Below are 22,813 nucleotides of genomic sequence, written 5' to 3' on the forward strand. Positions count from 1 at the left end.
GAAAACGGGTGAGTGTAAAACCATCATGAGCAAATTACCCGGTATCCAGGAAGATTCAGTAAAGATTAAGGATGCAAGGCAGTTCTAAATATACCTCAAAATGCAAAATCACGGACCAAATGACGGGAAGTTCCTAAATAAAAAAAGCTGCTAATCAAAGATTAACAGCAATTTTTAAGTACCCCGGACGGGACTTGAACCCGTACGTCCTTGCGGACACAGGATTTTAAGTCCTGCGTGTCTACCAATTCCACCACCAGGGCCTGGTAGATGATGAGCGAAAAACGGGATTCGAACCCGCGACCCCGACCTTGGCAAGGTCGTGCTCTACCAGCTGAGCTATTTTCGCATAAAAAAATTTCTAAAATTACTCCTAGAAATTTTTGGTGCGGATGAAGGGACTCGAACCCCCACGCCTCACGGCACCAGATCCTAAGTCTGGCGTGGCTACCAATTACACCACATCCGCTGGTTAAAAAGATCTTCTTTTCTTTTTGTGAGTGCAAATATAGAAGGTTTTCTATTATCATGCAAATTTATTTTTGAAAAATATTTTTGCCCAAATTTCGGGCAGATCCCTTCTTTATTACTTTGTAATCCCTATTTTTACAGCATTAATATTTACGATATGGAATTACAGGGAACAATAAAAAAGATAACTGACGTTCAGACCTTTGCGAGCGGTTTTCAGAAAAGAGAAATGGTGCTTCTTACAGAAGAGCAGTATCCACAGCCTATTAATATTGAATTCGTACAGGATAAAGTAGACCTTCTGAACAGTTGTACTGAAGGTGAAAAAGTGAAAGTAAGCATTAATATCCGCGGCCGCGAGTGGACTTCTCCTCAAAATGAAGTAAAATATTTCAATTCTATCGTGGGTTGGAGACTTGAAAAAGTTGCCGGCAGCGATTCTTTTGAGCCTACACAGGCCTCACCGGGAACTCAGGCAGCTCCACAGTCTTCCAAGAATGTGTTTGAAGAAGAGGATGACGATTTGCCATTCTAATCTCCACTAGAAATTATTTAAATCCTGCTTTTTGAAGTGGGATTTATTTTTCTGCATGTATAAACTTGATAAACATCAAATCGTTTTTCCAGATCCTGCGCATTATCATCCGCGGGAGGGTTTGCTGGCCTATGGCGGAGACCTGTCTGCGGAAAGGATTAAGCTGGCTTATGAAAACGGCATATTTCCCTGGTACAATCCGGGCGAAGAAATTCTGTGGTGGTGTCCGGACCCCCGTTTTGTGCTGTATCCTGAAGAACTGAGAATTTCCAAGTCCATGAGGAAGATACTGCGGGATGAGGTCTTTAGCTTTACCGAAAACCATTGCTTCCGTAAAGTTCTGGAAAACTGTATGCAGATCGAACGTCCCGGGCAGGACGGCACCTGGCTAAACGAAGACCTAATTGAGACTTTCACGCAGCTGCACCGCGAAGGCATGGCCAATAGCATAGAAGTGTGGCAGTATGGTAATTTGGTGGGTGGACTATACGGTATACAGGTAGGAAATGTTTTCTGCGGTGAAAGTATGTTCTCCCACGTCAGCAATGCTTCAAAGGCAGGATTTATCCATTTTGTTAATAAATACCGCGACACTTTAGAACTTATAGACTGCCAAATTCACTCTGAACATCTGGAAAGCCTGGGAGCCCGAATGATCCCTAAATCCGATTACCTGAACATCCTGAAAAGAAACAATGAATTCTGAAAAAGAAAAATGGGTCCTTCTGGTCCTCCTTACCATTATCTGGGGCTCGTCCTTCATCCTGATTAAAAAATCGCTTGAGCATTATGGACCTTTCCAGGTGGGTGCACTTCGTGTGCTTATTGCGGGAATCCTGCTGGCACCGGTAGCCATTATCAACATAAGTAAGTTTCCCAGAAAAAGGCTGAAATGGCTTATTGTGGCAGCAGTTGCCGGGAATTTCGTACCTATGTTTCTTTTTCCGCTGGCCGAAACAGAGGTTAGCAGCAGTATTGCCGGAATTGTAAATTCAATGATGCCCATTTTCGTGATCCTGATTGGTGCACTGTTTTGGAAATTCAAGACTACGGGCAGGCAGATGATTGGTGTGGCGATCAGTTTCTCGGGAGCATGCCTGCTGATGTTGAGTGGCGCTGAAGGCGACAGTCTGAAAATTGTGCCGATTCTTTGGCTTCTGCTGGCCACGCTGCTGTATGCTGTAAGCATAACTACTGTGAAATCGAAGTTAGCTGATGTACCCGCAAAGATCCTGTCGGCATTTGTGTTTTTCTTTATCCTGTTTTTGCCTTCACTTATTACACTGGCATTTACGGGCTTCTTCCAGAATTTCGAAGGAACAAAAGGGGAGTTTATAGGTCTTGGCTATGTAAGCCTTCTTTCAATTTTCGGTACCGGACTGGCGATGATGCTGAATTACCGGTTACTCAGTATCTCTACACCACTGTTTGCATCTACCGTAACCCTGCTAATGCCTATTGTGGCTGTAATCTGGGGTGTATTGGATGGTGAAAGCCTTACAGGACTACAGTTTGCAGGTGGATTTATTATAATAGGAGGGCTGCTGTTTCTGAGGGCAAAGAATATAAAAGTTTAAAGTATCCAATCTTCAGTCGCTTTCTCCCATCGCCAGCTTTTTCCAGTAAGACAGTTGCTCCTCCAAATTACGGATCCTGGCCTTATACTGCTCTATCAATTTTTCCGAAAGAGTGATTGTTGCAAAATTCTTAAGATGTGCGAATTCCTGCGTGTTTTGAGACAGATTAAACTCTTCCGGAAGGATGTCCGTGAATCTTTTGTTGTAAATCTTCGCGATTTTGTCCAGAGTGAAAATATCCGGAAAACTCTTATCAGCCTCAAATCTTCGGTAGGTACTTTCCGAAAGATTTAACCTGTCTGCAATATCTAGTGTGCTTATGCCGCGCTCATGCCTTAACCCTCGTAACTTATTTCCTATCATAAATCATTATTTTAGCGAAGATATAAATAATATTATTTTCTCATACTTGATAATGTTTTTCTTTTATGACAATAAATCACATACAAATGACAATTTTTTATTAATTTCTTATCATTTCAATGCGAAAAAACAATTATAGATTTGTAATAAGTTATCGCGAAAAACTTACCCTTGTAACAAAAAATTATTTAAACATTAAAAAATTATCCATTATGAAAAATTTATTTAAATTAGTACTCATGCTGTGCCTTTATGTTTTTGCAGGCAATTTAAAAGCTCAGGATTTAGTTACGTTGCCAATTAATGGCCAAGAAATTGAAATGGTTGGCGAAGCGCGCGCGATACCTAGTAGTTTTAATCTCGAAAACATTGACTTAAATGAACCTTATAATTTTTCTTATCGTTCAGATGGAAACGATGTTTTGAAATTCAACATGTTAAAGAGTGAGCGCGATTTAGCTTTTTCTGGTATAGATCAAAATGCTGTTGTGGATTTCTACAATGGGGGAGATCTGGTGGGATCCTTCCCGGCAACTGATTTTCCGCCTGCAGAAGTGAATGGAGGACCAGCAGCAGCAGTTATCATTGCTGTTCTTGTTGTCGCATGTTGTGTTAAGGTTAAGTATAAGAAGACTATTAAAAATTCTGATGGTAGTTCAACAACTACTTGGGAAGTGTCTTTTGACTGTGATTGCCTAACGATAAGTCTAAAAAATTCTATGCCTAAAATTAATATTAGAGATCGCGAGTTAGCATTTACAAGTTTTACGATATCTACCACAAACAAACCTGTAAATCCAGAAAATTTACAATTAGTTATCACGCACTAATTTATATTTAAGATTTAATAATCATTGTACTATGGAAACCAAGATTGTTTTGATTAAGCTTCTTAAAATTATTTGCTTGACCTGTTTGGTTATATTCGTAATTAATGTATTAGGAGTTCTAATTGAATATTTTAAAATAATCATTAATGGTGATACAATAAACTCCTTTGAATACAGAAACTTTAGGTTTTTTATCAACGGAAACGAAAGTTATAATCAATTTTCTAAAAAGTATCTTTTATTTAATCTTGGTATTCTCATGGTGATTTCTATTATATCATTCAAGAAAAATGGTAAGATTAAAACGAATTAAAACAATTACTTTACTGTTATTTCCACTAATATTTGCTGCCCAATCCACTATTACCAATCTCGACCGCGGTATACTTGTCGGCAACCTGCTTTTTGAAGGCTATAAAGCCATAAGGGGTAATTCCCTAACGAGTACTAAGCAGATGCCCGATCCTAATGCTAAAACCGTAGAAAGCTTTTGCTTTAAAAATAAAATGGATGAGAAGATTACGGTGAGAATGTTGGGAACAATAGAGGAAGAGGAAATAAAAAAAGAACTCGTCATTCAAAAGGACGAGAAAGAGTGTACGTACAATTTACCGAAAGGTATTTATACTTACGAGGTGCTCCTCTCAAGCAAAGATACCTACCAGAAAGGGGAGTATAAAGTAACGGAGGAAACCCTGATGACCGTAAATAAAAAGTAGGACGTCAGGCCAGGACCTCTGAAGTTTGGGCTTTAATAATTTTGCACAATTAATACTTCAAAAACAAAGAGCACTGAAAACCAGTGCTCTTTATCCTTTCATTTTACTTTTACCCATTAACCCGGGACAGGTTTTTTATATCGAAGGCTTACACAACACCTTGCGCAAGCATGGCTTCTGCAACTTTCACGAATCCGGCGATATTTGCTCCCTTTACATAGTTCACATATCCGTCTTCTTCCTTACCGTAATCTCTGCAGGCTTTGTGGATTCCGATCATAATTTCCTTAAGACGGCTGTCCACCTCTTCAGAACTCCAGTTCAGACGGATAGAGTTTTGCGTCATTTCCAGTCCCGAAGTAGCTACACCTCCTGCGTTGGAAGCCTTGCCCGGTGAAAACAGAACCTTATGCTCCAGGAAGTGGTTAATAGCTTCCAGTGTGCTTGGCATATTGGCAGCTTCAGTTACGCATATCACACCGTTATCAACTAATATTTTTGCATCCTCCAGATCCAGTTCATTTTGTGTGGCAGCTGGAATGGCTACATCACACTTTACTTCCCACGGACGTTTTCCAGCATGGAACTCTGCACCGGGGAACTTTTTGGCGTAATCTTCAGCGCGGTTATTACCGGATGCTCGAAGTTCCAGCAGATAATCAATTTTATCACCTGTAATTCCGTCCTTATCATATATATAACCGTCCGGACCTGAAATAGTAACGCAGGTTCCACCCAGTTCTTCCACTTTCTTGATAACACCCCAGGCTACATTACCAAATCCGGAAACGGTAACAGTTTTCCCTTTGAAATCCTGATTGATTGTCTTAAGCATCTGCTCGGCGAAGTAAACGACACCGTAACCGGTTGCTTCCGGACGGATAAGAGAGCCTCCGTACGCAAGACCTTTGCCCGTAAGAACACCGGTGAACTCGTTTCTAACTTTCTTGTACTGACCGAAAAGGTAACCGATTTCTCTTGCACCTACGCCGATATCTCCCGCAGGAACGTCGGTTTCCGGACCGATATGCTTGCACATTTCCGTCATGAAGGCCTGGCAGAAACGCATTACTTCCATATCCGATTTACCCTGTGGGTCAAAATCTGAACCTCCTTTTCCACCGCCCATTGGCAAAGTAGTCAGGGAGTTTTTGAATGTCTGTTCGAAAGCCAGGAACTTAAGTACAGAAAGGTTTACAGTAGGATGGAATCTGATACCTCCCTTGTACGGCCCAATGGCGGAGTTCATCTGAATCCTGAAGCCACGGTTTACATGGATTTCACCCTGATCATCAACCCATGGAACCCGGAAAATTATGGTGCGTTCCGGCTCGGACATTCTTTCCAAAAGCTTCATGCCGTTATACTGAGGTCTGCTTGCAATAAAGGGAATTACCGTTACCGCGACTTCTTTTACAGCCTGAAGAAACTCGGGCTCGTTAGGATTTTTTGCCTCAATTTTGGCAATAAATTCCTGAATTTTCTGATCTACATTATAGTGTTCCATAAATGAGGCTTGATGATTTCAACAAATTTAATTTTTTTTCCAAAACTTTCGGTTATTAATTTAGGTATTGATAAAAATTGAACTTTAAACTGATGATATTTTATTAAATTCATAATTAACTGCGCTTTTCTGATTAATAGCTAAGCTACTGGCAAATATGATGTAATATTGGGAAACAGAATATTGCTAATTTGCGGTATACTGCCTCCCGGATAGCGCCTTAACTAACCCATTAAGTTCCAGTTCAAGAAGATGACTGAGAATCTTATGTGATGCCGAGGAGGTTTTAACTGCAATTTCGTCAAGAGAAATGTAGGGATTGTCCATAATGATCTGGTAGATGAGTTTTTGATCTTCAGACAATTGGCGCCGAAGTTCAGATTTGGGAAACAGTGGTTCCATGAAACTCTTTTTGCTGTCCAGACCTAATTCATCCACTAAATCGGTTACTGTGCTGATGATTCTGGCCTTATTCTGAGCAATGACCATATTGCAGCCCTGACTGTATTTGTCCGTAATCTTTCCGGGTAAAGCATAGACCTCCCGGTTATAGGTGTTTGCAAAACCCACGGTGCTTACAGAGCCACCGCCGAACGCGGTCTCTACCACAATTGTAGCCTCAGATAAACCTGCGACAATTCTGTTTCTCTGAATGAAATTTTCCCTGTCCGGCTTCTGTGAACTGTTAAATTCCGACAGTAGTACTCCGCCCTGCTCAAGTATCCGGCCGGCAAGTTTTCGGTTTTTTGCAGGATACATGGTGTGGAATCCATGCGCCAAAACAGCTACAGTCGGAATTTCCTGTTTGATTGATTGCTCATGAACTTCGGTATCTACCCCAAGGGCAAGTCCGCTTACTGAGATGATCCCTGTTTTCCGGATTTCCTGAAAGAATTCCTGAACGAAGCCTTTGCCGTAGGCTGTAATATTCCTGGTTCCCACCATAGAAAAAGCCTGCTGGTCCGTTTTGAAATCGCCTTTCTGATACAGAACAGCTGGCGCATCTTCGCATTCGTTAAGAAGTGGTGGTAACTGTCCCAGGTGCCTGAGCCGTATCTGAAGCTGCTTTCGTTCACAGAATTTAATCTCTTCTTCAGCAGAACACAGCACTTCCGCTGAACCTATTTCATGAAGCGTTTTATTGCCAATGCCAAGGATTTTGGAAAGTTCCCGCTTGGGAAAACTCCAAACTTCCTTCGCAGAACCAACTGCACTGACAAGTTTGTAGAAATTGATGTCTCCTACATTACTGCATTTGCGTAAAGCGATGGAATACAGGTGTTCGTCCGTAAACATAATAGACGTTATTTAACCAAAGGTAGAGAATTATTTTCTGCTGTCCCGCAGCTCGTCCAGGCGTTCCCATACTTCATCCCGTTTTTTCTGAGGCATGTCTGCAAAATCATCAGGATGCCTTTCGCGGTATTCCTGCCACAGCTTATCATCAGCCTCGCTGTAAAAGTTAGGAAATTCCCAGATGTATTTCTTCTTCTTCTCGCCAGCATTCTTAAATGCAAAAGCCATTATGGTTCCAACCGTGGCTCCGGCCAGGTGGGATTGCCACGAAACATTGCTGGGCTTATCACTACCGGAAAACAGTTCTTCAGGAAGCACACCCCAAACCAGACCGCCGTAATAAAGGGCGACTACCATAGATACAGTAAGCAGCTTCATATTCCAGCGGAACACGCCGCTAAAGAACAGGAAAAAGGCCAGTACGTACACCACGCCGCTGGCGCCAATGGTGCAGGTGTACATATATTTACCAGTGAAAATATCGATGGGTGGCAGCAGCCATACCAGCAAGCCTGTGAAAAGCCAACCACCTAACAGGATCTTCCTGCCAACGGTGGGATAAAAATGAAACAGAAGCCCTAAGAGAATGAAGATGGGAATAGAATTGCTGAGCAGGTGGTCCATGCTGCCGTGCAGCAACGGAGAAAGGAAAACTCCTTTAAGGCCGGAAGGCACCAGTGGGATGATGGCTCCCCAACAGTCCTGAAAAAACCCCAGATTCTGTAGCAGATATCCGAGCCACATGAGCAGCAGCATGCCGGTGGGATAGAGTATTGTGCCAGCAGAAATATGGTTTTTGATCATACAGGAAGTTTTCAAAACAAAAGCCAAAACCGAATGGTGGCAAATTTGGCTGTTAAGTTGACCCAAGCGCTCATTTGCAGGCCAAAATGTACGTATAATTATTATAATGGATTCATATCGTACATAAGGCTTATTTTTGCCCCGATATTACGAAGCGAATTATGAAAAGGTCTATATTATTTTTTTTGATGCTCCTTTCGGCATCGGTTTTGGCCCAAACGGAGTCAGGGTCCAGAAGTATTGTTGATTCTATACAGTATGAGCACTGGAAAGCCAGGTATCTTAATTTGGACAGTCTGGCCAATCCCATTATGGTGGAACTCGAACCCAAGTTCAGGGATACGATAGTGATCCGTGACGAGGTCATCATTCCCCAGATTCTGGAAGAAGTGCCCATTACCCCATTTGCTCTAAATAACCTTTCGGCTGAGAAAAAGTGGTACTTCTTCGGTCAAAACAATCTCGTCTTTAATCAAGCCTCATTTTCCAACTGGAACTCCGGCGGTAATAACAGCATCGGTGCTATCGGAAAAATGAATTATAACCTCAGTTACAAAAACAAGAAGCATTATCTGGAAAACATAATGCAGCTAGGCTTCGGCTGGAATGCAGCGGAAGGTCAGACCAGCCGGAAAACAGAAGATTTCATTAACTTTATGAGCAATTACGGCTATGATCTGGGAAAACATTACTACCTGTCCACCGGTTTTCAGCTTGTAACACAGTTTGCTCCGGGTTTTAATTATAGTGAAACTCCGGATCCCTCTTACCAGGACAGGATCTCCAGGTTCATGGCGCCGGGATATGTTAATGCCGGTATTGGTTTCTCTTATAATCCTACTGAGAATTTTCAGATAATCCTTAGACCTGCGAACGGAAAATTCACTTTTGTGACGGACCCGCTTCTTCAAAGAGCCGGCCGTTACGGTTTGGAAAGGGACGGACAAAGCGTAAGGAGTGAGATAGGTGCCATGATGAACATCCTGTACAGACTTAAGATATATAAGGATATGAACCTGGATAACCAACTTAATTTTTTCAGCAATTATGTGAGCCACCCGGAAAGGGTAGATATTGCCTACAACGGTGTTTTGAATATCAAACTGAACCGCTTTATTTCTACTTTATTAAGTCTGGAGTTGGCCTACGATCACGATCAGATACAGAAGCTTCAGCGTAAGCAGACACTCGGGATAGGCTTTTCGTACAATATAGGCGAGCAGTCAACAGATAAGCTGAGGGCCAAGAAGGCAATTAAGCCATTTATCGCTAAGTAAATCTGACAGCATGCCACGAAAAAACCGCCACTTTAAAAGCTGGCGGTTTTTTCGTTTTCTGATTTATTTATCAAAACTCCATTTCGACTTCAAGCTTCTCAGCCAGCAGTTTGGAAATTTTTATTTTAAGAGGTTCAATGTCAATATTCTGCATGGCATCATTGGCAAAGGCATAGAGCAGAAGTGCCCGTGCCTTGCTTTCGGAAATTCCGCGCGCTCTGAGATAGAACATGGCATCGTTGTTCAACTGACCTACTGTACAGCCGTGAGAACATTTTACATCGTCTGCAAAGATTTCCAGCTGAGGTTTAGTGTCAATTGAGGCACCTTCGCCCAAAAGCACGTTGTTATTTTGCTGATAAGCATTGGTTTTCTGAGCTATTTTATCAACAAAAATCTTTCCGTTAAAGACACCATGCGACTTATCGCCAAAAATCCCCTTATAATTCTGATAACTCTCGCAGTTAGGTGTCCTGTGGTGTACAGCAGTATGATGATCCACAACCTGCTCATCGCCGATGATGGTGATGCCGTTCATAAAAGAGTTAATATTCTCGCCGTTGTGAATGAAATCCAAGTTGTTACGAACCAGTTTACCCCCAAAGGAAAATGTATTTACCGTAGTAAGGCTGTCACGTTCCTGTTTAGCAAATGTGTGGTCTATCAAATAAGTGTTAGGACTGTCGTTCTGAACCTTGTGCCAGTCCGCCTTTGCATTCTGATAGGTAAAGATTTCGGTTACGGTATTGGTGAATACAAATGTATCATCAAAATTGTGATGGCTCTCGATCACTTCAACTTTTGAACCTTCCTCCGCAATCAGCAGATTTCGGGTATTGTAGAAGGTATGTGTATCCTGATTTTGCGAAATATAGAATACATGAATAGGCTTTTCTATAACCGCGTTTTTTGGAACTTTCAAAAAGAATCCGTGTTTGCAGTACGCCTGGTTTAGATTGGTAAGAGCCAGGTCCTGAGAAGCTACCGTATTGAAATACTTATCGAAAACCTCGCGGTATTCAGGATCGTTAAGTGCATAGTTGAAGGAAAGGAACTCGGCGTTTTCAATAGAGATCTTCGAATACTCTTTGTGAAGTTTCCCGTTGATGAACACAATCCAGTCAAAATTCTCTTCACCCAGGTGCAGCTCGTCTATCTGCTCGCGGCTGATGGTATGCTCCGGTCTTGGAAAGAAATTGTATTCCTTCTCTGTAATTTCCTTCAGGTTGGTGTATTTATATTCCTCATCCTTTTTTGTTGGAAATCCCTGCATGGCAAAGCGTGCCAGTGCAGCGCTTCTGCTGTCGTCCAAAAACGAATGCTGCAGGCTTTGCAGGAATTGGGAATGTGTATTTATGATTTGCTCGTATAAAGCCATTATAATTTTTATTTCAAATTAGTTCAAAAGCCAGTCGTATCCCTTAGCTTCCAGCTCCAGCGCCAAATTTTTATCGCCAGTCTTAATAATCTGCCCGTTGGCAAGTACATGAACGAAATCGGGTTCAATATAGTTAAGAAGTCTTTGATAATGGGTAATTATAAGCACCGCATTTCCAGAATTGCGGAAGGCGTTCACGCCGTCTGCAACTACGCGCAGGGCATCAATATCAAGTCCGGAATCGGTTTCATCCAGAATGGCCAACTTAGGATTCAGCATCATCATCTGGAAGATCTCGTTACGTTTCTTTTCCCCACCGGAGAATCCTTCGTTCAGGGAACGGGACAGGAAATCCTTCTTAATGCCCAACTGCTCAGATTTTTCGCGGATCAGCGCCAGCATTTCCTTAGCAGGCATATCTGCAAGTCCGTTCGCTTTCCGTGTTTCGTTAAGAGCTGCCTTCATGAAGTTGGTTACCGTAACCCCCGGAATTTCTACCGGATACTGAAAAGAAAGAAAAATACCTTTATGTGCTCTGTCTTCGGGAGCATCCTCTACAATATCCTGACCTTCAAAGATGATTTCGCCAGCGGTAACTTCATAGTCTTCCTTGCCGGCAATAACTGAAGACAGGGTAGATTTTCCGGCACCGTTGGGTCCCATAATCACATGAACCTCTCCCGGATTGATCTGCAGATTTACGCCCTTCAGTATTTGAGTTCCGTCTTCTATCTGGGCTTGTAAATTATTAATTCTTAGCATATTAGTTATATTGATTGACAGGTTGCCTTTTGAGGTCCTGTTTGCAGTTTGTTAAAATGATTTATTATCCTACGGATCCTTCCAGTGATATTTCGAGAAGTTTCTGGGCTTCAATGGCAAATTCCATTGGAAGTTTATTCAGAACTTCTTTACTGAAACCGTTTACGATAAGTGCAATCGCGCGCTCGGTATCAATGCCTCGCTGGTTACAGTAAAATATCTGGTCCTCACCAATTTTTGAAGTCGTAGCCTCGTGCTCCAGTTGTGCAGTGGGGTCCTTGATCTCAATATAGGGGAAAGTATGAGCGCCGCACTCATTACCCATAAGCAGGGAGTCGCACTGCGAAAAGTTCCTTGCCCCTTTGGCAGACGGCATTACCTTCACTAAACCACGGTAGGAGTTGTTCGACTTACCCGCCGAAATTCCCTTAGAGATAATCGTGGACCGCGAGTTCTTGCCTATGTGAATCATTTTGGTACCCGTATCCGCATACTGATGGTTATTAGTAACGGCAATTGAATAGAACTCACCAACGGAATTGTCCCCTTTCAGGATACAGCTCGGATACTTCCAGGTTACTGCAGATCCTGTTTCTACCTGAGTCCAGGATATTTTGGCATTCCGCTCGCAGATTCCGCGTTTGGTTACGAAGTTATATACTCCACCTTTACCACTTTCGTCACCGGGGAACCAATTCTGTACAGTGGAATATTTTATTTCTGCACCGTCCAGCGCAAGAAGTTCTACAACGGCAGCGTGAAGTTGGTTTTCGTCGCGCGCGGGAGCTGTACATCCCTCCAGGTAACTTACGTAGCTGCCCTCATCAGCAATAACCAGAGTTCTTTCAAACTGTCCGGTACCGGCCTGGTTGATACGGAAGTAAGTGGAAAGTTCCATAGGACATTTTACTCCCTTTGGAATATAGCAGAAACTTCCGTCCGAGAAAACCGCGGAATTAAGCGCTGCATAAAAATTGTCACCTCTTGGAACCACTTTACCAAGGTATTTTTTTACCAGGTCACCGTGGTTTTGAATAGCTTCTGAAATGGAGCAGAAAATAATTCCCTTTTCCTTCAGCGTCTCCTGAAATGTAGTCTTTACTGAAACTGAGTCCATCACAATGTCCACAGCAACACCGGAGAGCCTTTTTTGCTCTTCAATGTTAATGCCCAGTTTCGCAAAGGTCTTCAGCAGTTCCGGATCTACCTCATCAAGGCTGGCCAGTTCGGGTTTAACTTTTGGAGCTGCGTAGTATTTGATCGCCTGGAAATCCGGCTGCTCGTATTTTATATTGGCCCAGGTGGGCTCTGTCATTTTTTGCCAAATCCGGAATGACTCAAGACGCCATTCGGTCATCCATTCAGGCTCATTCTTCTTGGCCGAGATCATCCGTACGATTTCCTCACTTAATCCGGTAGGGAAATACTCATACTCAATATCCGTATAAAAACCAGCTTCGTACTCCTTGGTTTTCAGGTCTTCTCTTAGATCGTCTTCTGTATATTTTGCCATTATTTCTTTATTCCCACACTGCGCAGATCACTGCGCCGGGTGAAATTTATAAACTGAAAGATTCCCCGCAGCCGCAGGTGCGGTTTGCATTGGGGTTATTAAACACAAATCCCTTTCCGTTAAGCCCGCCGGAATATTCCAGAGTGGTACCTGCAAGGTAAAGGATGGATTTTTTATCTATAATGATTTTTATCCCATTATCTTCAAAAACCTGATCGGCTTCGGTTTTTTCGCTGTCGAACTTTAAGACGTATTCCAGACCGGAGCAGCCTCCACTTTTTACACCAACCCGGATAAAGTCTTCGAAAGGCTTAAAGCCCTCCTCTGTCATGAGTTGAACAGCCTTATCTTTTGCGTAATCGCTAACTTTTATCATTGTTTTTATTTAGACTGATTTTAGATTGCAAAATTACTAATAATATAACGAAAATCAAATTCGTGACGGTATATTTGTCTATTACCGAAATAGATGCACGGTGCCTTAACAATCGTGCTATGCATTCATCTAAGTTCTATAATCAGAGTTATGAATAAATTAACATTCCTTTTTTTCTGTACACTATTTTCCGGATTTTTCAACGCGCAGAACACCCGTTTTGTATACGAAGTAATAATGAAGCCCAGCGTGTCCGACCGCACTTTTATTCAGAAAGAACTGGCCTACCTGGACGTGGCAGGCAGCAAATCCATTTTTTACGGTGAAAACAGCTTAAAGCGGGATTCTATAATGCAACGCATGAGAGATACCCGGAATTTCAATCCTGCCCAGGCTGCTGAACTGCGCACCAATATTGACTACAGGATCGAGAAAAATCTTAACGAGCAAAAAATATCTTTTGTAGGAAGAATTGGCCGCGATCAGTACCAATATCAGGAAGACAGAACCTTGGACTGGAAGATTCTGCCCGAAACAGCGGTTATTGGAACGTATAAAACACAGAAAGCTGAAACCGACTTTGCAGGCCGTAAATGGAATGCCTGGTTTACGCAGGACATCCCGTTGCAGGAAGGTCCATATAAGTTTTCAGGTCTTCCGGGACTGATTGTAAAGGTGGAGGATGCAGACGGGGATTACGAATTTAACCTAAAGGAAGTGAAGAAAATTGCGGAACCCGCTCAGTTTGTAACGCGGGGGAATATTATACAGTTAAAACGGGTTGACTTCGAAAAGCAAAACCAAAAGTTCAGGGCAGATCCGTCCGCGGCTATGAACCGTGCTGGTTCAGGAAGAGGCGGAAACCGCGGTGCTTCGCAGGCTGATCCCAACCGCAGGAGAGAAATGGAAATTCGTGTAAAAGAAACAATGGACAGGACAAGCAATCCAATAGAAAGGTAGTTGCCCTGGACCAGGAGGTCTTCAACCGCTTCAATTCGTTCCAAAAAATAAAAATTCTTATCTTCCCGTTTTTAAATTAAGAAATTCATGAGCAAACGTTTAATAATCGTTATTCTTTTCTTTGGTGCACTTGTTTCAGGTCAGCAGGGTCCCTACTATCAGCAGTTTGCAAAGTATGCAATGGATATTGATGTTGATGCAGCCAATTTCACCTACAACGGAAAGCAGACCATCACTTACACCAATAATTCGCCGGACGAACTGAAAGTGGTGTACTTTCATCTTTACTGGAATGCCTTTAAGCCCGGCTCCATGATGGATCAGCGTACCCAAAATTTGGGCAAGAACGGTGATTCACGTTTGCAGAAAGGAGGTGTTTCAACACTGGCTTCCATTCCTAAAAGTGAAGAAGGTGCACAAAACATACACTGGATCCGCCAGAACGGTAAGAATCTGAAGTTCGAAATTCAGGAAACGATAATGAAGGTTACTCTGGATACACCTGTAAAACCTAATTCCACGAGCACATTCACGATGGAGTGGGACGCCGTGATTCCTATGCAGATTCGCCGCGCCGGACGTAATAACCGCGAAGGAATTGATATGACGATGACCCAGTGGTACCCCAAACTAGCCGAATATGATTACGACGGTTGGGCGACTTTTGATTATATCGGTAGAGAGTTCCATGCACCTTTTGCTGATTTTGACATTAACATAAAAATCGACCGCGATTATGTGATCGGAGCAGGAGGAACGCTCCTGAATCCAAACGAAGTGAAAGGTTATTCGCCAAACGCTTCTGTGAAAGCGGGCCCTGATAATAAAGTAACATGGCGCTGGAATGCCAAAAATATGCTTGATTTTGCCTGGGCAGCTGACAGGGATTATACTGTGGAAACCTTTACTGTTCTGGACGGACCGAAAATATTTTATGTTTATCAGAAGTCGGACAAAACTAAATTCTGGGAAGAGTCCAAACCATATGTTGAGAAGTTCTTTCAGTTGATGAACAGCTCGCTGGGACGCTATACCTACCCCAGCTATTCATTTGTTCAGGGTGGAGACGGCGGTATGGAATATGGCATGGTAACGATGATGTTAGGCGAAGCCAGGACGCTGGAAGATCTGGTTGGACTGATGGTGCATGAAGGCGGCCATTCCTGGAACCAACAGATAATGGCCTATAATGAAAGCGTAAGACCATGGATGGATGAAGGCTTTACCAGCTATTATGACAGTAGGATTATGCACCAGCTTTTTCCACCGGAAAAACCGGAGCCTAACCCCTTCCTGGGAAGCCTGAATAACTACCGTAATTTTGTTAAAAGAGGTATTGAGGAACCCGCAGTGTGGCTGGGCGACCATCATGAGAACGGTACTGCCTATTCCTTTGCGACTTATGTTAAAGGTGAACTTTTCCTGGTTCAGCTTGGTTATATTATGGGCGAGGACACCCTGAATTCAGTAATGAAAGAATTCTACAACCAGTGGAAACTGAAACATCCTACCGACCGCGATTTTATGCATGTGGCGCAGAAAGTTTCGGGCATGGATCTGAAATGGTTCCAGCATTACTGGATAAACACCACCAAGACCATCGATTATGCTGTAAAAGAGGTGAAACATGACGGCAATACCACTACTGTTACACTGGAGAATAAAGGTGGCATTCCCATGCCGGTAGATTTCTCAGTATTGACCAAAGATAACAAGGTGGTGAACTATCAGATACCGCTTAATATGACCCACACGTGGAAATCAAAGGATATTTACGGCAGCTTTACCACCCTTAATTACTGGCCATGGACACAAAAAGAATATACGTTTACGATACCGTACTCCAAAGCTCAGATATCAGCGCTTGGAATTGACTTTTCACAGCGTCTGGCCGATGTAAATCCTGCAGATAATTTTATCGAAATAAAGTAACAGCTAGCCAATCTTCACTTGAGATCTATTGTAATAAACATCGGCAATACCAATATCCGTTTCGGACTGTTTGATGACGACAACTGTGATATTTCCTGGATTATTAATACGAAGCCTTACCGGACAAGTGATGAGCTGCAGATGCAGTTCATGATGATGTACCATGCGCATAAAATAGACGCTTCCGAGGTGGACAGAATTATCATCGGTTCCGTGGTACCCCAACTCACCTACGACATAACCAGAGCTATCCAGAAAATGCATAACCGGCGGCCCGTTTTGGTAGACCGTAAAACGCCGTCGCCTGTACAGCCCAAATCTGAGCAGATGGGAACAGACATCTATGCCAATCTTGTGGCAGCCCATTATATGTATCCCGAAAGAAAGAAAATTATATTTGATTTCGGTACGGCATTAACAGCCAGCTGTCTGGACGAACACGGTGAAACTATAGGGGTGATCATTGCGCCAGGCATCATTACCTCCCTGAACTCGCTTATTCATGATACTGCACAGTTGCCGGAAATTGAACTTATAAAACCTAAAAGCGTTTTGGGGCTGGATACCGTGAGCTGCATGCAAAGCGGTATGGTGTACGGCTATTTAGGCATGGTTGAAGGTTTTATAGACCGCATCAACGATGAGGTGCAGGATCAGTGCTTCGTAATTGCTACGGGCGGCGTTTCCCATGTTTATAAACCCTTAACGGAAAAGATTCATGTAGCGGACCGCCTGCATACATTGAAAGGCCTTTATTATCTGGGTAAAGACCTGTAGCCTCAGGATTATCTTCTTCTTTTGAAGAAATCCTTTACGATTGTGGAGCATTCCTGTTCCAGCACTCCAGTCACGACCTCTGTTTTGGGGTGGAGACTTAGGTTTTTGTTGATGAATCCGCGCTGCGGATCGCGCGCACCTATTACAACTTTGGAAACCTGCGACCAGCTCAGGGCGCCACTGCACATTACGCAGGGCTCCAGCGTAACATAGAGCGTGCAGTTCAGGAGATATTTTCCACCAAGATAATTTGCCGCGGAGGTTATGGCCTGCATTTCGGCGTGAGCTGTTACATCATTCAGCGTTTCCGTTAGATTATGTGCCCGGGCTATTATCCTGCCATTAGCTACTATAATGCAGCCAACCGGCACCTCTTCCTTTTCAATCGCAGCCTCAGCTTCCTGAAGCGCGACTCTCATAAAATATTCGTCTGTAAACATAAAAAAAGCTTCAGTGCAAAACTAAAGCTTTCAATTAAATAAATATTTCTTTTAAAAACGGTAACCAATACCACCCATAATCTTGCCTGTTACTCCTTCTCCATCCCAATTATCATCCAGATTGCCTCCCAGTCTGCGACCTATACCTCCACTGGCTTCTATAACGAGCCCGTTCCGGATAACCCACTTTCCGCCTACGCCAAATCCCACTCCGACTGTAGTTACTGTTCTTTCATTACCTTCAGTGAAATAGCCTCCAAAATCGTCCATGAAGTAAACCATATCGTATTCCTTGGTCATTGTCACCGGCACAAAACCTTCAAGAAAGAAGCCCTGGGCAAATTTACGTCCGAAATACATTCGGTAATAAGGTGAAATCTGAGTGAAATTGTCGGCGTCATTCTGCAAAGATATCATTGCGTTCACGCCCAGACCGGAGTTCTCACTAAGCAGTCTTTCAAAGGATACATTTACCAGAGGAACCGCTATCAATAGAAAAGGGTCTGCAACGATGTCATTCCTTTTCTGAGCTTCAATTTCCTGAGCACCGATGTTAATGAAGGACAGGCAAAAAACGATTGCCAGAATAATTTTGTTCATAAATGTTTTTTACAAAAATATACTAATTTATAAAGTGGGCAACCTTTTTTAATACTGATATCAGACGCGGTGCATCACGAAAGCATTCGTTGTGCTTTCTTAATACCTTCTGCTAAAATATCAACTTCTTCCAGCGTATTGTACACAGCGAAACTCGCGCGTACGGTGCCTGCTATATTAAAATATTCCATAATCGGCTGGGTACAGTGGTGTCCGGTCCTGACAGCTATTCCAAGTTTATCCAGAATCATTCCCACATCGGAGCTGATACCCACATTCTGAAGGTTAAATGAAACAACACCGGTGCGGTGCGCATTTTCACCATAAATTCTAAGGTTATCAATTGCCAGCAATTTTTCCTGTGCGTAGCTCAGCAATTTGTTTTCATGTTGTTGCAGGATTTCATGACCTATGCCTTCAATAAAATCTACAGCTGCTCCCAGTGCAATGTTGCCGGCTATATTGGGCGTTCCCGCCTCAAACTTAAATGGTAGTGCTGCATAAGTCGTTTTCTCGAATGAACAGGTGGCAATCATCTCCCCGCCACCGTGAAAGGGTTCCAGGCTTTCCAGGATTTTCTCTTTACCGTAAAGTACGCCGGTTCCGGTAGGCGCATACATCTTATGACCGGAAAAGGCGAAAAAATCACAGTCCAGGGCCTGAACATCTACCTTAAAGTGCGGCACTGCCTGCGCACCGTCTACCACGATCCAGGCTTCAGAATTCTGACGTATAATTGAAATCATTTCCTGCACAGGATTTACAATACCCAGCGCATTGGAAACGTAATTAAATGACACTATTTTAGTCCTGTCGCTGAGGTTCTCCCTTAAAAAATCCAGGTTTAATACGCCTTCTTCATCAATTGGAATCACTTTCAACTTAGCGCCGGTCCGTTTGCACAGCATTTGCCAGGGTACTATATTGGAGTGGTGCTCCAGATGAGTGATAATGATTTCGTCTCCCTCGGACACTGTGCCGGAATTGGACAGGGCGTAGGTAATCAGGTTAATGCTTTCAGTTGTTCCTTTTGTAAAAATAACTTCATAATCATGTGCCGCGTTAATGAATTTCTGAAGTTTTCTTCTGGCATTCTCCATCTCTTCTGTGGCCAGTTGGCTCAGAGTGTGTATACCACGGTGTACATTGGCATTCAGTTCTTTATAATAATTACTTTCCACCTCTATTACCGACAGCGGTTTTTGTGAAGTTGCAGCATTGTCAAGATAAACCAGCGGTTTACCGTTGATCTCCCGCTGTAAAATTGGAAATTGAGAGCGTATATTTTGTAGGTCAATCATTTATCTGAAATTAAGAAGTTCAAATTTACTTAAAATATAAAAAAGGATTTGCTTGAAGTCAGGCTGTAGTGAACGGGTCGGGTAGATACGTATTCTATATTGACCATTTCATACAAAAAAACCTGCCAGAAATGACAGGTTTACAATTTATAGAGGGAATCTGCTTATTCAGCGTTTTCCTGTTCTGTAGCAGGTACGTCACCTTCTGCAGTTTCTTCTTCATCATCATCATCTGCAACAGCACCGCCCTTCATAGCAGTTCTGGACATCTTCACAGCAGCTACAACCGCGTTATCCGGGTGCATAAAGGTGAATGATTCAGATTTGATATCTCCTACATATACTTTACCACCGATTTTCAATGGCGTAATATCTACTTCAACCTCGTCCGGAAGATTAGCCGGCAATGCTTTTACTCTCAGTTTTCTGAAAGACTGACGAAGCACACCACCTGCCATAACACCCTTGGAACGACCTGTGATTTTTACAGGAACTTCCATAACTACTGGTTTGTCATCAGACAGCTGATAGAAATCCACGTGTAGGATTTTGTCGGAAATTGGGTGAAACTGAATGTCCTGAAGTACTGCGGGGATTGTTTCTCCGTCAATAACCAGTTCTACCGTGTGTGCTTCCGGAGTGTAAACCAAACCTTTGAAAGACTTCTCTTCTGTTGAGAAGTTCAATGGCTCACCACCTCCATAAACAACACAAGGAACTAATTCAGCATCACGTAAAGCTTTTGTAGACTTCTTGCCCACGCTTTCTCTTTTTGCGCCTTGAATTGTAATTGATTTCATTGTAAAAATTTTAGGGTGCAAAGATAGAAATTTTATTCTACAAAAAAAATCCCCCAACCTGGAGGATTCAATTGATTTATGTAGTGTGTAAATTTAGATAATAAACTTGTCACTGATGGATTTGTGTTCGTGTACCATCTTCATTACATCTGCAAACAGAGATGCACATGATAATACCTTTATTTTGGATGAAAGATGTGTCTTGATAGGAATGGAATCTGTTACGATCACCTCGGACATCTGGCTGTTTTCAATGTTTTCGTACGCTTTTCCGGAAAGTACTGCGTGAGTAGCCATGGCACGTACAGATTTTGCACCGTTTGCAATTAATATATCGGCGGCCTTGCACAGCGTTCCTGCAGTATCGATCATATCATCAATAAGTATCACGTTACGGTCACGCACATCACCGATCAGGAACATCTCTTCTATAACGTTTGCTTTTTTTCTTTCCTTATAAGCGATTACGACCTCGGCACCTAGGTGACCTGCGTAATTCTTAGCTCTTTTTGCACCACCCATGTCCGGAGAAGCGATGGTAAGATTATCGAGATTAAGTGACTGTATATAGTCAATGAAGATTGTGGAAGCGTAAAGGTGGTCTACCGGGATTTCGAAAAAGCCCTGGATTTGGTCTGCATGCAGATCCATTGTCATAATTCGTGTTGCACCCGCAGCGGTAAGAAGATTGGCAACAAGCTTGGCACCGATTGGAGCTCTGGGTTTGTCTTTACGGTCCTGTCTGGCCAGTCCGTAATAAGGAATAACCACTGTAATATTCTTAGCAGAAGCTCTTTTCGCAGCATCAATCATTAGGAGCAGCTCCAGTAAATTATCGGCCGGAGGAAAGGTGGAGCCAATCAGGAAAACCCTGCCACCACGTACGGACTGATCCAGAACCGGTTCAAATTCGCCGTCACTAAAATCCTGAAAATTGATCTTACCCATTTCCTGTCCATAATGTTTGGCGATGTTTGCCGCTAATTCTTTGCTGGTTCTGGTAGAAAACAGATAGCTTAATTGTTGAGCCATTTTTACTTTTTTTTAGGGTACAAATTTAAAAAAAATAAACCACCCGATTCGGTCGGGTGGTTTATTAATTTATTTCCAGTTCTTTTATGGGAAGGTAACTCCGGAATAGGAATTTACGTTTGCCATAGGAAGGTTAGAGCCGAATTTGTTGTTTATAGCCTTAATGAACTCATTACCAATAAGTGCCGCGCCTCTGCCTGTAAGGTGAACCCCGTCCAGCGAGAAGGTTCCGCCTGTGACAAACGTGGCCGTGTATTTCACACCGTTGAAGCTGATTCCTGACTGCTGAGCAAGTTGCGCCATTTTCGCATTTGCATCCACGAACGCCAATCCTTTAGAGTCTGCAATACTTTTCAGCGCTGCATTATAGGCTGTGGTAGCTGCTATTGCCTTGGCAGTTTCTTTTTTGGTAAGCACGAATCGGTCTTCCAGTGGGACAGACGTTCCACCTCCAACGGTAGGATTCAGTACAGCAGAAGCTGTAAGTAAAATCAGATCCTCTGAGGTAGTTTGTCTGTAAGACGGAATTCCAAATCCAGTCAGGTTGGTAAGGTCTTTATCCACGATTATTGCTCCATTTGATCCGGTTGTGGTAAAGCTTATCAATCTGCTCTGATATTCTGCATCGTTAATAGCTCCCAGGTTTTTTGCCTGCAAAAGCCCTGCATTATACTGTGCATATCCCCCATTGAGTTGTGCTATCTGCGTAGCGCTAAGACCGGCAAGAGGTTTGGCCGGAACTCTTGTGAAGTAAGGAATGGTGGTAACATTCGGGATATTTGCGATCACACCTTTTGCACCGTTAGCAGTGAGGGCTGTCACATAGGAATTGATTACAGAAGCAAAAACACCCGGATCAGTGATGTCATTGGACCCATAAGTTGCAGGGTTCATGTTCCCTGTTTGGTCTGTTCCCATACCGCCACTGGTTGCGTAGGATAAGACGTCATTATTTCCTATCCATAAAGAGAAGAAAGTGGGAGCCTGCGCAGCCGCATCCTGAATTACAGAAGTGGTCCCTGAAGAGGCAAATCTTACAAAGTACGGATTGGACAGCCCGGCACTCAGTCCTGCTGCATTGCCATAGCCTGCAGCTCCAAGATGAAAGGATTTAGCCCCTGGAATTCCCATATTCTGGTATGGTCCTCCAGCCGTGATGATATCCAAAGCACCACCAGGTGCAGTAGGTGCTGGAGAAAGTGATCCATTTACAACAGAAAGCACATATTTTCCGGCAAAAGCTCCCGTAGCAGGATTAAAGAGATTGGTGAATCCGCCGATATTGTTCGCCATAAGCGGCTGTTTAAACTCACCACCGCCGGCAATTTTCATTTGGGCTGCAATTATAGCGGGATAGGATTCGTTCTGTCCGTCTATATATAAGGCATTGTCTCTGTAACCTGATGTTAGCGAGTTACCGAGTGCCACGTACTTGCTGAAATCTGCACTTCCGCTGGTTACTGCAACGTCATTTACATCATTTTCAAAATCAGTATCGCAACTGTATGAAAACAACAGCAGGGAAGCCGCCAAAGATGATATAATTATTTTTTTCATAACCTG

The 22,813-nt window shown here is 43.0% G+C and carries 23 protein-coding genes and 3 tRNA genes; 9 read left to right on the forward strand and 17 right to left on the reverse strand.

Annotated elements, in window-relative coordinates; all coding sequences use genetic code 11:
- Positions 1–179 precede the first annotated feature (179 nt).
- The 3 genes from H1R16_RS07770 to H1R16_RS07780 form a co-directional block, all read right to left on the reverse strand.
- Positions 180–263, reverse strand: a tRNA-Leu gene (locus H1R16_RS07770).
- Between the two features lie 13 nt (positions 264–276).
- A tRNA-Gly gene (locus tag H1R16_RS07775) sits at positions 277–349 on the reverse strand.
- Between the two features lie 35 nt (positions 350–384).
- Positions 385–469: transfer RNA gene (locus tag H1R16_RS07780), tRNA-Leu, on the reverse strand.
- 159 nt (positions 470–628) lie between these two features.
- On the opposite strand from H1R16_RS07780, the gene H1R16_RS07785 reads away from it, so the two are divergent.
- Genes H1R16_RS07785 through H1R16_RS07795 form a run of 3 tightly spaced genes read left to right on the forward strand, consistent with a single transcriptional unit; the run spans position 629 to position 2,583 of the window.
- Complete coding sequence (locus H1R16_RS07785) at positions 629–1,006, forward strand: DUF3127 domain-containing protein (RefSeq protein ID WP_181887140.1); 378 nt, start codon at positions 629–631, stop codon at positions 1,004–1,006.
- Between the two features lie 55 nt (positions 1,007–1,061).
- Complete coding sequence (gene aat / locus H1R16_RS07790; protein WP_181887139.1) at positions 1,062–1,712, forward strand: leucyl/phenylalanyl-tRNA--protein transferase; 651 nt, start codon at positions 1,062–1,064, stop codon at positions 1,710–1,712.
- On the forward strand, positions 1,702–2,583 hold the full coding sequence (locus tag H1R16_RS07795; RefSeq protein ID WP_181887138.1) for a DMT family transporter: 882 nt from the start codon (positions 1,702–1,704) through the stop codon (positions 2,581–2,583). The genes aat and H1R16_RS07795 overlap by 11 nt, the downstream gene beginning before the upstream one ends.
- Before the next feature lie 12 nt (positions 2,584–2,595).
- Here H1R16_RS07795 and H1R16_RS07800 read toward each other — a convergent pair whose 3' ends face one another.
- Positions 2,596–2,946: a helix-turn-helix transcriptional regulator gene (locus H1R16_RS07800; protein WP_181887137.1), complete on the reverse strand. Its 351-nt coding sequence runs from the start codon at positions 2,944–2,946 to the stop codon at positions 2,596–2,598.
- Positions 2,947–3,158: 212 nt separating this feature from the next.
- Between H1R16_RS07800 and H1R16_RS07805 the strand changes: the two genes are divergently transcribed.
- Together H1R16_RS07805 and H1R16_RS07810 are read left to right on the forward strand one after the other, a co-directional pair.
- Positions 3,159–3,776, forward strand: a complete 618-nt coding sequence (locus H1R16_RS07805) for a hypothetical protein (RefSeq protein ID WP_181887136.1) — start codon at positions 3,159–3,161, stop codon at positions 3,774–3,776.
- 290 nt (positions 3,777–4,066) lie between these two features.
- Complete coding sequence (locus tag H1R16_RS07810) at positions 4,067–4,495, forward strand: hypothetical protein (protein WP_181887135.1); 429 nt, start codon at positions 4,067–4,069, stop codon at positions 4,493–4,495.
- A 148-nt stretch (positions 4,496–4,643) separates the two neighbouring features.
- Here the strand turns inward: H1R16_RS07810 and gdhA are convergent, their stop codons facing one another.
- The 3 genes from gdhA to H1R16_RS07825 form a co-directional block, all read right to left on the reverse strand.
- A complete protein-coding gene (gdhA, locus tag H1R16_RS07815; RefSeq protein WP_181887134.1) occupies positions 4,644–6,002 on the reverse strand; it encodes an NADP-specific glutamate dehydrogenase in 1,359 nt (452 codons plus the stop codon).
- A 186-nt stretch (positions 6,003–6,188) separates the two neighbouring features.
- Positions 6,189–7,298, reverse strand: a complete 1,110-nt coding sequence (dprA, locus tag H1R16_RS07820; RefSeq protein ID WP_181887133.1) for a DNA-processing protein DprA — start codon at positions 7,296–7,298, stop codon at positions 6,189–6,191.
- 30 nt (positions 7,299–7,328) lie between these two features.
- Positions 7,329–8,102, reverse strand: coding sequence for a rhomboid family intramembrane serine protease (locus H1R16_RS07825; RefSeq protein ID WP_181887132.1), 774 nt, complete (start codon positions 8,100–8,102; stop codon positions 7,329–7,331).
- A gap of 188 nt (positions 8,103–8,290) precedes the next feature.
- On the opposite strand from H1R16_RS07825, the gene H1R16_RS07830 reads away from it, so the two are divergent.
- Positions 8,291–9,379: a DUF3078 domain-containing protein gene (locus H1R16_RS07830; RefSeq protein WP_228451379.1), complete on the forward strand. Its 1,089-nt coding sequence runs from the start codon at positions 8,291–8,293 to the stop codon at positions 9,377–9,379.
- A 70-nt stretch (positions 9,380–9,449) separates the two neighbouring features.
- On the opposite strand, the gene sufD is transcribed toward H1R16_RS07830, so the two are convergent.
- From sufD to H1R16_RS07850, 4 genes are all read right to left on the reverse strand, one after another.
- Entirely contained in the window at positions 9,450–10,757 is a 1,308-nt protein-coding gene (gene sufD, locus H1R16_RS07835) for a Fe-S cluster assembly protein SufD (RefSeq protein WP_181887130.1), read from the reverse strand.
- A gap of 18 nt (positions 10,758–10,775) precedes the next feature.
- Positions 10,776–11,519, reverse strand: a complete 744-nt coding sequence (gene sufC, locus H1R16_RS07840) for a Fe-S cluster assembly ATPase SufC (protein WP_181887129.1) — start codon at positions 11,517–11,519, stop codon at positions 10,776–10,778.
- A gap of 64 nt (positions 11,520–11,583) precedes the next feature.
- Positions 11,584–13,032 carry a Fe-S cluster assembly protein SufB gene (gene sufB / locus H1R16_RS07845; protein WP_181887128.1) on the reverse strand — a complete coding sequence of 483 codons (1,449 nt, stop codon included), beginning with the start codon at positions 13,030–13,032 and terminating at the stop codon, positions 11,584–11,586.
- A gap of 46 nt (positions 13,033–13,078) precedes the next feature.
- Entirely contained in the window at positions 13,079–13,408 is a 330-nt protein-coding gene (locus H1R16_RS07850) for a HesB/IscA family protein (RefSeq protein ID WP_181887127.1), read from the reverse strand.
- A gap of 150 nt (positions 13,409–13,558) precedes the next feature.
- Here H1R16_RS07850 and H1R16_RS07855 point away from each other — a divergent pair, with 150 nt between their 5' ends.
- The 3 genes from H1R16_RS07855 (at position 13,559) to H1R16_RS07865 (ending at position 17,077) form a co-directional block, all read left to right on the forward strand.
- Positions 13,559–14,368 (forward strand): GLPGLI family protein, encoded by an 810-nt coding sequence (locus tag H1R16_RS07855; protein ID WP_181887126.1) that lies wholly within the window; start codon positions 13,559–13,561, stop codon positions 14,366–14,368.
- 87 nt (positions 14,369–14,455) lie between these two features.
- Positions 14,456–16,300 (forward strand): M1 family metallopeptidase, encoded by a 1,845-nt coding sequence (locus tag H1R16_RS07860; RefSeq protein ID WP_181887125.1) that lies wholly within the window; start codon positions 14,456–14,458, stop codon positions 16,298–16,300.
- 18 nt (positions 16,301–16,318) lie between these two features.
- Complete coding sequence (locus H1R16_RS07865; protein ID WP_181887124.1) at positions 16,319–17,077, forward strand: type III pantothenate kinase; 759 nt, start codon at positions 16,319–16,321, stop codon at positions 17,075–17,077.
- 8 nt (positions 17,078–17,085) lie between these two features.
- Here the strand turns inward: H1R16_RS07865 and H1R16_RS07870 are convergent, their stop codons facing one another.
- The 6 genes from H1R16_RS07870 to H1R16_RS07895 all read right to left on the reverse strand — a co-directional run bounded on the left by H1R16_RS07870 (position 17,086) and on the right by H1R16_RS07895 (position 22,807).
- Entirely contained in the window at positions 17,086–17,517 is a 432-nt protein-coding gene (locus H1R16_RS07870; protein WP_181887123.1) for a nucleoside deaminase, read from the reverse strand.
- Between the two features lie 51 nt (positions 17,518–17,568).
- Positions 17,569–18,117: a DUF3575 domain-containing protein gene (locus H1R16_RS07875; protein WP_181887122.1), complete on the reverse strand. Its 549-nt coding sequence runs from the start codon at positions 18,115–18,117 to the stop codon at positions 17,569–17,571.
- A 74-nt stretch (positions 18,118–18,191) separates the two neighbouring features.
- A complete protein-coding gene (locus tag H1R16_RS07880) occupies positions 18,192–19,418 on the reverse strand; it encodes an aminotransferase class V-fold PLP-dependent enzyme (RefSeq protein WP_187350450.1) in 1,227 nt (408 codons plus the stop codon).
- A gap of 164 nt (positions 19,419–19,582) precedes the next feature.
- Positions 19,583–20,218, reverse strand: coding sequence for a 50S ribosomal protein L25/general stress protein Ctc (locus tag H1R16_RS07885; protein WP_181887121.1), 636 nt, complete (start codon positions 20,216–20,218; stop codon positions 19,583–19,585).
- A 93-nt stretch (positions 20,219–20,311) separates the two neighbouring features.
- Positions 20,312–21,250, reverse strand: a complete 939-nt coding sequence (locus H1R16_RS07890; protein ID WP_181887120.1) for a ribose-phosphate pyrophosphokinase — start codon at positions 21,248–21,250, stop codon at positions 20,312–20,314.
- Between the two features lie 84 nt (positions 21,251–21,334).
- Complete coding sequence (locus tag H1R16_RS07895) at positions 21,335–22,807, reverse strand: SGNH/GDSL hydrolase family protein (protein WP_181887119.1); 1,473 nt, start codon at positions 22,805–22,807, stop codon at positions 21,335–21,337.
- Positions 22,808–22,813: the final 6 nt, after the last annotated feature.

Source organism: Marnyiella aurantia, assembly GCF_014041915.1.
In the GTDB taxonomy this organism is placed as follows: domain Bacteria; phylum Bacteroidota; class Bacteroidia; order Flavobacteriales; family Weeksellaceae; genus Marnyiella; species Marnyiella aurantia.